The 8,057-nt window shown below is 42.7% G+C and carries 4 protein-coding genes; all 4 read left to right on the top strand.

The window, feature by feature from the left end; all coding sequences use genetic code 11:
• The first annotated feature begins 419 nt into the window (after positions 1-419).
• The 4 genes from J2Z65_RS28840 to J2Z65_RS28825 all read left to right on the top strand — a co-directional run bounded on the left by J2Z65_RS28840 (position 420) and on the right by J2Z65_RS28825 (position 7,627).
• Positions 420-1,271, top strand: a complete 852-nt coding sequence (locus J2Z65_RS28840; protein ID WP_167066895.1) for a response regulator transcription factor — start codon at positions 420-422, stop codon at positions 1,269-1,271.
• Positions 1,272-1,459: 188 nt separating this feature from the next.
• A complete protein-coding gene (locus J2Z65_RS28835; RefSeq protein ID WP_167066892.1) occupies positions 1,460-2,122 on the top strand; it encodes a hypothetical protein in 663 nt (220 codons plus the stop codon).
• Complete coding sequence (locus tag J2Z65_RS28830; RefSeq protein ID WP_167066889.1) at positions 2,119-6,093, top strand: beta-L-arabinofuranosidase domain-containing protein; 3,975 nt, start codon at positions 2,119-2,121, stop codon at positions 6,091-6,093. The genes J2Z65_RS28835 and J2Z65_RS28830 overlap by 4 nt, the downstream gene beginning before the upstream one ends.
• Positions 6,094-6,127: 34 nt before the next feature.
• Positions 6,128-7,627 carry a cohesin domain-containing protein gene (locus J2Z65_RS28825; RefSeq protein WP_167066887.1) on the top strand — a complete coding sequence of 500 codons (1,500 nt, stop codon included), beginning with the start codon at positions 6,128-6,130 and terminating at the stop codon, positions 7,625-7,627.
• The last annotated feature ends 430 nt before the right edge of the window (positions 7,628-8,057 follow it).

The following is an 8,057-nucleotide window of genomic DNA, read 5'->3' as shown; positions in this document are numbered from 1 at the left end:
GCGTTGTTACGTTGTCTCATTCCGCTCGCCTCCCTTTATATGAATAGTACCTTATTTCCCATGGTACTCTCCAATTTAATTAGGGGGCTTAATAGGATGGAGGTTGAATAAGAGCCTGTAGTTCCCCTCCAACCCACGAAAATCCGCTTTTTGCCTAAATAGGGGAATGGAGTTCCTTTATTTAGCCCCATATCCAATTCCCTCCCATGCTCAAACAAGACAAGGACCTAGCCGCAGGCTAGGTTTTGCTTACGTTAAATAATTTTAATTTAATTACATAATTACTAAATGTACCCAAGGATTTGAGATGACTAAATAAGTGTAACAATTGATTAAATAATCACATTTTAATTCAGATATAGACACTTTAAAATTAAAGCATACCAAATAATCCCATCGTTTAAGTAATTAAATAACAATTGGGGGGAATCTATCTGTATAACTTATTAATTGTAGATGATGAACCAAGACATAGGGACGGTCTCGCAAAACTTATAGGGAAGCTAAGGCCTGAATATCATATTTTTAAGGCGAAGAATGGGAAGGATGCACTAACCGTTATGGCAGGCAATTCGGTCGATATTGTTTTTAGCGATATTCACATGCCTCAAATGAACGGTCTACAGTTACTTGAACACTTTGAGCATGCGGATGCCCCGCCTAAACTGGTTATTCTTAGTGGTTACAAACAATTTGATTATGCCCAAAAAGCGCTAAGATTTGGAGCTTGTGAGTACTTGCTTAAACCAATTGATGTGAAAACGATCAATCGCACATTAGATAAAATTGAGCAATCCATCTTCAAAAGTAAAATCCATCTGCAAGATAGGGGAACTCCGCTTACACAGCAAAATGAAACTCATCCCATGGAAGTAGATCATGTAGTTAATTCCGTTATTGACAACACGAGTGAGGATGGAGAAAAAGGGAGAGCTATACATAAATGCATTCAATACATCGAGGAAAATTATGCAGAGGATCTATTTTTGGAGTCGGTTGCCAGACATTTCAGCTTCAACACGAGTTATTTCAGCCATTATTTTAAAGTAAACACGGGAACTTCCTTTACGCAGTATTTACTTCAGACCCGTCTTGGCAATGGTAAAGCGCTGCTAGAGAAAACTTCATTGAAAATTTACGAAATTTCCAAGTTGATTGGTTTTAAGGAAACGAGGTATTTTAACAGAGTTTTTAAAAAGGAATTCGGGGTAACACCTATGAATTATAGGCGAGTTTTTATGATTGATTCGAATATGAATGCCAAACAATAAAATAAAAAATATAGAAAGGTGCCAAATCTAAGAAATTTCCACAAACCCAAAATCTTTTGAATATCAACATGTAAGCGCATTCGATATACTACGAGTATTACGTGATTGGAGGTATAGGTTGTCCAAATGCATGTGATAACAAATGAAGCGGAGAGGAGGTCTTGCTCTCAAGAAAGGGGAACGGTGTTTTGACTACTAATAAGAAATTAACTCAATCTTTGGTGTTGTGGAAGGGAATAACGATTGTATCATTTTCGCTGCTGCTGCTAACTTTATTGATTGTTTTTCTTAACAAAGCGCATGACACTACAGTTGCTACCGTAGATGGAGTGAAAATTAGCCAAGATCAACTCTATAAAGCGCTTGTTGATTACGAAGGACCCAAAATACTGGAAAAACTTATCTTAGAGGATTTAATTATGAAAGAGTCCAAAGCGGCAGGGGTGATTGTGACCGATAGTGAGTTTAATGCCTCATTTGATAAAGTCAGAAATGCCTATACCACGGAAGACGAATTTTTAGAAAACTTAAAGAAAGATGGGTACACGGAGCAATCGATGCGCACGGAACTCAAAACTCAGCTGTACATTCGCAAGCTGCTTGAGCCCCGTATAAAGGTTGATGATAATGATGTCCAAGCGCATTTTGCCGAACACATGGCGCATGACACGGCTTCCAATACGAAAAATGAGTCACAAGTGATAGCGGAAATTCGTGATGAATTGGTGAATAAAGAAATCCTTGATCTTATGGAACCTTGGTTCGAAGAACTCCGCTCCCGTGCAAATATTTCCATATCATTGCCTGGGATCAAAATGATTTCCCCTAAGGAGGTAGCTAAACAGCAATGATAACCTACTCACTAAAAAGAGTTGTATCTATTGTTAATATTCTCGTTATTTTTGCAGTTAATATTTTGCTCGGTTTCTCGGATCTCACCCCTCATGCACACGCTGTAGGAACAACGGACGGGTTAATTGCGTGGTATAAATTTGACGATGTGAGTGGAAGTGTGATTAAAGATGCATCAGGAAATGGGAATGATGCGGCTGCGGCAGGTGCAACTTACAGCTTTGCAGATTGGGAGCAAGGAAAAGCAATCAGTTTGAGTGGCGGAACCAGTGCAGCGGGTGCAAATGTCAAGCTGCCTAATGGGATCTTAAATGGAGTGAAAAACTTTACCATTTCTACATGGGTAAATATGCGCGCAACAACAAATTATACGCGTATATTCGATTTTGGCTCCGGGAATACGACGAGCTATATGTATTTAACTCCTACCGGGAATAATGACGGAGCGAAGGGGCTTGCCTTCGGTATTACAACTAGTGGATGGTCGAATGAACAGAAGGCGCAAAAGGGAACAGCTTTAACGACGAATGCTTGGAAACATGTGACGGTTGTATTAAATAGCAATACCGTTACGATTTATGAAAATGGATTAAAGGTCGGGGAAAACACGTCATTGACTTTGAATCCAACAAGCCTTGGAGCAACGACAGCGAACTATATCGGGAAAGGTCAATTTGCCGATCCGACGATTAACGCCTTATTTTCGGACTTCCGGATTTATAACAGAGCTCTTGATGCTTCCGAGGTTGCAGGGTTAATCAATAAACCCGATAGCGAATTAGTGGCTGCTGACAAGGCTGCACTACTTGCCGGAGTAAATCTCAGAACAGTGGATACCGACTTATCGTTAACTAAGAAAGGTGCGTATGGTTCTGATATTTCATGGCAATCGAGCAACACGAATGTGATTAATACAGATGGTAAAGTAACGCGTCCAGCCCCAGGTCAATCGGATGCAGCGGTTACTTTAACAGCAACAATCACGAAGGGAAGTGTGCAAGATACCATCGTTTTTGAAGCAATTGTTCTCGCTCAATTATCTGATCAACAGAAACTGCAATTAGATAAGGATGCTATTAGTCTAGGGAGCCTCAGTGCAGTGACCAAAAACTTGGATTTACCCACTGAAGGACGTAATGGATCGGTGATTAATTGGCAATCCAGCAACACGAGTGTGATTCGTAATGATGGGACCGTCATTCGGCCGGCAGCCCGCTCAGGCAATGCGACGGTTAATCTCACTGCTACGATCACTAACGGAACCGAAACCGATACGAAAACTTTCGTGGTGACCGTATTGGAAGAAGCGTTCGTGTTGACATTAAGCAGCATTCAACCTGTGAATGCGGAAACGGTTGTAGGCACAGCACCAGTCCTACCTAACACAGTTATTGCTGTATACAACGACGAGGAAACGACTCGGCAATTAAACGTAACTTGGGATGAAGTGAAGACATCAGATTATGCATCAGAAGGATCTTTTACGGTTCAAGGGACTGTTGAAGGAACGAGCATCAAAGCGGTTGCCACGATTAAAGTGAGAACTTTAAACTTTAGTTCGGCGTTCAATATGAGCAGCCTGCAAGGCGGACAACAGCTTACTGCAAATGTAACCGGGACCAACAAGGGTAGCACAGCGGTTTCCTCTTTGGTATCACTAGTGCTTTATGATGGCGCTGGCAAAATGGTTGATAAATCGCAAGTGACCAAAAGTATCACTGTTGGAAATCCCGTTAGCTTGTCCGCAAGTTTGACATTACCGGCTGATGTGGCAGGCTACACAGCCAAAGTACTTGTATGGGACGGAACGGACATGCAAACTTCCCGTTTGCAGCCTCTAAGCGGCGTAACGGAATTGTCAAGCGTTCCAGGTATTCCGGCTGGAATAACCGCCACTCCTGCTGCCAATATTCCTCAGATTGAGGTTGCATGGCAAACATCACCTGAGGCAACAAGCTATGACCTGGAAGTGGATGGCACAACGATTAGCAACGTTTCAAGTCCATTTGATCATCAGGGATTACTGTATGGCTCCACGCATTCTTACTCGGTCAGAGCCAAAAACAGCTCGGGTGTCAGCGCTTGGAGTAAAGCTATAAGTGCAAAAGTAACTTCAACGCCAGGTGAAGCCAACCTTCTTATTGAACCGTTTAGTTTAAGTGATGTCACATTGCAGGACAGTATCTTTACGAAGTTAAGAGATAGTGAATATTTATATCTCGATGGGTACAACTTGGATAAATTGCTGTTTGCCTTCCGTTCAGCTGCGGGGCTTGATACTAAAGGGGCAACCGCTATGGGAGGCTGGGATTCTGCAGCAGGGAAATTAAGAGGTCATTCTACGGGACACTTCATGTCTGCATTTGCTCAGGCTTATGCCAGCAGCGGCGAGGCGAAATGGAAAACGAAGATTGACTACATGATTGATGAATTGGCAAAAGTACAGGATGCACTGGCGACTCAACCGAACGGAATGGAGAAATCAAATCTCGGAAAAAGCAATCCGGCTCTGGTTGGGAATAACAGTCCTGGTTATTTAAGTGCGTACGGAGAATGGCAATTCATTTTGTTAGAGAACGGTGCTGTGTACAACGGGAACGAAACCGATTTTAATACGATTTGGGCTCCTTACTATACACTGCACAAAATTATGGCGGGCTTATTGGACTGCTACAAAGTGACTGGAAATGCTAAAGCTTTGAACATGCTTGTTAAAATGTCTGATTGGGTGGATGGCCGTTTGAGCAAATTGCCACAATCCACGTTAAACAGCATGTGGAGCAGATACATTGCCGGTGAGTTTGGCGGTATGAATGAAACCCTAGCTGAAATTAGTGCAATAACCGGTAACTCGAAGTATCTGGGGACAGCAAAACTATTTGATAATGCTAAGCTGTTCACGCCAACTGCAAACGATCAAGATACGTTAAATGGCATTCATGCCAACCAGCATATTCCACAAATTATTGGTGCTTTGAAAGTGTATGATCAAACTAATGACCCTTCTTATTATCAAGTAGCAAGTAATTTCTGGGGCATGGTTACGAAGCATCGCCAATTCAGCAACGGCGGTACCGGTGTCGGCGAATTGTTTAAGGAATCTGACAAAATTGCTTCTTATATTCTAGAAGGCGGCACCAGCAAAAACAGTCAGGCCGAGGATTGCGCCACGTATAACATGCTCAAGTTGACAAGGGAACTATTCTTCCATAATCCGGATGCCAAATATATGGATTATTATGAAAGAGGTCTCTACAACGGCATTATTTCTTCCAAAGATCAAAGCACTGCGAACAACGGCGTCGTGTACTTTATGCCTTTGGGTCCGGGCAGTACGAAGGGTTACGGACGCACGAGCTTTACTTGCTGTGCGGGGACTGGTTTGGAAAGCCAAACGAAATATCAGGATTCCATCTATTTCCGCTCGCGTGATAAGAAGTCTTTGTATGTCAACCTGTATATGCCATCAACGTTGAATTGGGCCGAGAAAGGGATGTCCGTCGTACAAACAACGAACTTCCCGAGTGAGCAAGGCAGCACGCTTACAGTGAAGGGCAGCGGACAGTTGGACATTAAACTTCGAGTACCGTATTGGGCTGTCAACGGTTTCACTGTTAAGGTCAATGGCACTATCCAAAATGTAACCGCCACACCAAGTACGTATGTCACGCTAAGTAGAACCTGGGCTGACAACGATAAGATTGAAATTGCAATGCCATACAGCCTGCGATTAGAAAAAACACCAGACGATCCGTCGATGGCCAGCATTTTCTATGGACCTCTTTTAATGGTTGGCAAAAGCACCAGCACCAAATTTATTACTTTGAGTCTGGATGAAAACAATCTTTCCCAATCCATTACGCCGGTAGCAGGCACACCTTTGAACTTTACAACGAATGGGATTACTTTAGTACCGATGTACACGGCTTATAATTTTGCCTATCACGCTTATTTCAAATTAACTAATTAACTCTGCAATGAGTTTTGCAGAAGGAGGGGAAAGTGTGTCAAAACGAATAGTTTCTGTTATCACGACCTTGGCTATGCTCATCTGCATGCTTGCTATTGTTCCTTTGCCAAAAGCGGCAGCAGCCGGATCAGCAGCAGAGATCAACCATGTTGAAACGAAGGTAGACACAGCAACACAAACGGTCACGTTCCAGGGGGATATCAGTCTTGGCATGGGAAAAGATGTTACGATTATGGTAGCGAATCCTCTGGGGCAATTAGACTTTTTGAATCAAACAGTCAGCGGATCGGATGGTAAGTTTGCCTTTTCGTACACACCAAGCAGCATGATGGACGGAACGTACACGGTCAAAATAGGCGGTGAAGGAGTGGCTCTTCCATACTCAGGAAGTTTCCAATTCTCAAGTACTTCACCAGCGTCAGCAACATTGACAGGGCCTGCTTCGATTGTAAGCGGTCAAAGTTTAGATTTAAAACTTGGTGTCAATCATTATCCATCTACGTTCTCCATTTTGAATGTCGTCCTGAACTATGATCCTAATCACTTGCAATTTGAAACAGTGGGGGATAATGGACATATTTCTTTGGCTGAAGCGTCGATTAGCTCACTGAAAGACAACTTTAAAGTACTTGTTACAGGAGTAAAGCCAGACAAAGGACAGATCCTTATCATCATGTCCAGCATTGGCGCGGGCAACGAGGTGTCTGGCGGTGATCTTCTAACCGTTCATGCGAAGGCAAGTAATGTTTCCACTTCGGTAACAAGCAATGTGTACTTGTCTAATGCAGCTGTTTCTTCTGAAGGTTCTGAGATCGAATTGGCTGGAGCGTCATTGGCACTTCAGATTCAACCTTTGAATAAAGAAGCTTTGACCGCCTTGATTGAAACAGCTCAGAACAAGCATGATATGGCAGTAGAGGGCACTCAGGCGGGTCAATATCCGTCCGGTTCGAAAAATGTGTTGCAGCAAGCTATTAACAACGCCAAAATTGTTGAAGATAACGCATCTGCAACAGAAGCGGAAGTGCAAGCAGCTTTGAGCAGCTTGGATGCCGCTTTGAACACATTCATCAATTCGGTTATCACATCAAACCCTGGACCTGGTGATGTAGACAAAACGGCGCTGGGCACTTCGATTGGAAATGCCGAAAGTAAGTTGGATGCCACGGTCACAGGAACTAAAGTTGGACAGTATGCAAGCGAATCGAAAGCAACCTTGCAGGCAGCAGTTGCAAGCGCGAAAGCCGTTTTCGATAACGCTTCCTCTACACAAGCGCAAGTGAATGCAGTGAAAGTGGAGTTGGATACGGCATTGCAAGTGTTCTTGGATAGCATTATTACTTTGATTCCAGGTGAAACGAGAGTTACGATTAAAGACCTATCTGTCATCGCTAAGTACTACGGGACTACTTCCGCAGACGCGAACTGGAGTCAGATTGAGAAGGCAGATATCTTCGGTACAGGTAAGATCGATATTCAAGTTCTGGCAGCTGTGGCAAGAATGATTATTGACGACTGGCTCTCCGAAGGTTAGATTTAACGAAATAGGTTTCTAAAAGAAAGTAAGGCTGACGACAGAGTTTTTGTCGTCAGCCTTAATTACGCTTGATCGATAATATAAAAATGACCATAAATGTAAATATTTAGTTTTACGGAATGCGGAATTTGGCTATAATCCTGGATGTGAATCTGTTTCCGAGCCCGTGGGTCGGCATTGAAAAACTTGCCAGCTTCCACTGAAAATTAGTGTTGTCCGTAGTTTAGTTTCAACCAAATCCTCTGCCCATGCAGGAAGAATGGGTCCTAGTATTGGTTTTTTGGTGTTCTTAGAAACTTGTGCACGGACTCTCACTTTTTACAAGCTTTTAAATAACTACTAACTATCATATAATAGTAATTAATATTTTAATCTATAGGCTTAATGTTGATCCAGAAAAGGTGTGTGACTAGGTCGCGATCTGGCT

Origin of the sequence: Paenibacillus aceris (assembly GCF_017874035.1) — a bacterium.
Lineage (GTDB): Bacteria > Bacillota > Bacilli > Paenibacillales > NBRC-103111 > Paenibacillus_E > Paenibacillus_E aceris.
Note: the sequence above shows the minus strand (reverse complement) of the source record. Positions and strands in the feature narration are given on the sequence as shown.

Excerpts from the sequence above, each read along its gene's own strand:
- J2Z65_RS28830 (WP_167066889.1), top strand. The coding sequence starts at position 2,119 with ATGATAACCTACTCACTAAAAAGAGTTGTATCTATTGTTAATATTCTC.